Source organism: Jatrophihabitans sp., from assembly GCF_051960575.1.
Taxonomy (GTDB): domain Bacteria; phylum Actinomycetota; class Actinomycetes; order Mycobacteriales; family Jatrophihabitantaceae; genus JBQCEE01.
Map to the genome: position 1 here is coordinate 1 of NZ_JBQCEE010000339.1, position 2271 is coordinate 2271.

The window sequence follows — 2271 nt, forward strand, 5'->3', positions numbered from 1 at the left end:
ACGAGTCCGGCGCGGAAGGCGCCGCCGCGGCCGCGCCGGCTGGGCCGCTACGCCGGCCTCACTGCGCCCGGTGGCGCGTACGCCGGCCGTCCGGTGCCGCCGGGCATGGGCGGCCGCTGGTCGGCCGTGCCGATGCGCGACCTCGACCCGACCCGCCGCGCGCTGGCGACCAGCGACGTCATGCTCGACCGGTACGGCGTGGTCGTGCGCGGCGCGGTGGCGGGCGAGCGCCTGCCGGGCGGCTTCTCGGCGGTGTACCCGGTGCTGAAGGCGGCCGAGGAGTCCGGGCGGGCGCGGCGCGGCTACTTCGTCGAGGGCCTGGGAGCCGCGCAGTTCGCGCTGCCCGGCGCGGTCGACCGCCTGCGCTCGTACGCCCGGCCCGACCGGCCGGCGGAGGCCGCGCTGGTGCTGGCCGCCACCGACCCGGCCAACGTCTACGGGGCGGCGCTGCCGTGGCCGGCGACGACGCGCACCGACGACGACAAGGGCGGACGCGGGCACCAGCCGTCGCGCAAGGCCGGCGCGCTGGTCGTGCTCGTCGACGGCGCGGCCGTGCTCTACGTCGAGCGCGGCGGCAAGTCGCTGCTCTCGTTCACCGACGACCCGGCGGCGCTGCAGCCGGCCGCCGACGCGCTCGCGCTCGCCGTTCGCGACGGCGCCCTCGGGCGGCTGCAGGTCGAGCGCGCCGACGGCGCGCCGATCGGCGGCTCGGCGCTCGGCGACGCCCTCGAGGCGGCGGGCTTCCGGCCCACACCCCGCGGCCTGCGGCTGCGGGGCTGAGCGAGGGTGACCCGTGCCCGAGGGTGACACGGTCTGGTTGACGGCGCACCGCCTGCACCAGGCCCTGGCCGGCCGTGTCGTCACCGACTTCGACCTGCGGGTGCCGCAGCTGGCGACGGCCGACCTGCGCGGCACGACCGTCACCGAGGTGGTGTCGCGTGGCAAGCACGTGCTGACCCGCTTCGACACCGGCGTCACGCTGCACAGCCACCTGCGCATGGACGGCTCGTGGTACCTCAGCCGCGCGGGGCAGCGTCCGCGCAAGCACCCGGAGTTCATGATCCGGGCGATCGTCGGCAACGGCGAGTGGCGGGCCACCGGCTACCGCGTGCACGACCTGCAGCTCGTCGAGCGCGCCGACGAGGACCGCCTGGTCGGCCACCTCGGCCCCGATCTGCTCGGTCCCGACTGGGACGTCGACCTCGCCGTCGCGAACCTGCAGCGGCAGCCCGAGCGCACGATCGGCGAGGCGCTGCTCGACCAGCGCAACCTCGCCGGCATCGGCAACATGTACAAGGCCGAGATCCTGTTCATGCGCCGCACCAACCCCTGGACGCCGGTGCACGGGGTGGTCGACCTGCCGGCGATGGTGGTGCTCGCTCAGAAGCTGCTGCGGATGAACCGCGACCACCCCGAGCAGGCCACGACCGGTCTGCCCGGCCGTGGCAACGAGCACTGGGTGTTCGAGCGGGTCGGCCAGCCGTGCCGCCGGTGCCGCACCCGCATCGTCAAGGCCGACCAGGGTGACCCGCCCTACGCCCGGATCACCTACTGGTGCCCGACCTGCCAGCCCACCGCTGACACGACGCCGCCGACGCCCTGACCTGCCGCTTGTCCCCCGTCCCAGTCAGCCGGCGGCAGCCGAGACGACTGGGGCCGGGGACAAGACGTTCGTGAGGAAGGCGACGTCGCTGCGGATCTGGTCGGGCGACGCCGGAGCGAGGACGAACGACGCCAACCAGCGGAGCACCACGTCGCCCTCGGCGACGCCGCGCTCGGCCAGCGCCCCGCGCGCGAGCGTCCATGCCCCGTCGCCACGCAGTGTCGCGACCGCCGCGACGGTCTGCGGCTCGCGCTCGCGCAGGGCGACGAGCACCGGGTGCTCGCCCAGGGCCCGGGCGGCCGCGACCAGCGCCTCGGCCAACGGCAGCGGCCGCAGCTCGTCGACGAGCGCACGCACCTCGGCGTCCAGCAGGCCGTCGAGCACCGCCTCGCGGGTGCGGAAGTGGTTGTAGAGGGTCGCCTTGGCCACGCCGGCGGCGATCGCGACCTGCGCCATCGTGATCTTCGTGCCGCTCGCGACGACGGTGTCGGCCGCGCCGGCGAGCAGGGCCTGACGGGTGCGCGACATCGCATTGCCCGCCCGCGACCGCAGCCCCGGCTCGCGGACGGGTGCCGCCGACGCGGCGGCCGCGGTGAGCACCACCGGCACGGCCGGGCCGGGTGCAGGCGGCGCGGCCGCCGTCGCCGGCTGAGGCTCGAGCGGCGGTG

The 2271-nt window shown here is 76.4% G+C and carries 3 protein-coding genes; 2 read left to right on the forward strand and 1 reads right to left on the reverse strand.

What is annotated here, in order from left to right:
• Together ACTHMS_RS18995 and ACTHMS_RS19000 are read left to right on the forward strand one after the other, a co-directional pair.
• Positions 1 to 780, forward strand: a 780-nt coding sequence (locus tag ACTHMS_RS18995; RefSeq protein ID WP_440308230.1) for an Lhr family helicase, incomplete at its 5' end; no start/stop codon positions are given.
• Between the two features lie 13 nt (positions 781 to 793).
• Positions 794 to 1603, forward strand: coding sequence for a DNA-formamidopyrimidine glycosylase family protein (locus ACTHMS_RS19000; protein WP_440308231.1), 810 nt, complete (start codon positions 794 to 796; stop codon positions 1601 to 1603).
• Positions 1604 to 1627: 24 nt separating this feature from the next.
• Here ACTHMS_RS19000 and ACTHMS_RS19005 read toward each other — a convergent pair.
• Positions 1628 to 2271, reverse strand: a 644-nt coding sequence (locus tag ACTHMS_RS19005) for a TetR/AcrR family transcriptional regulator (RefSeq protein ID WP_440308232.1), incomplete at its 5' end; no start/stop codon positions are given.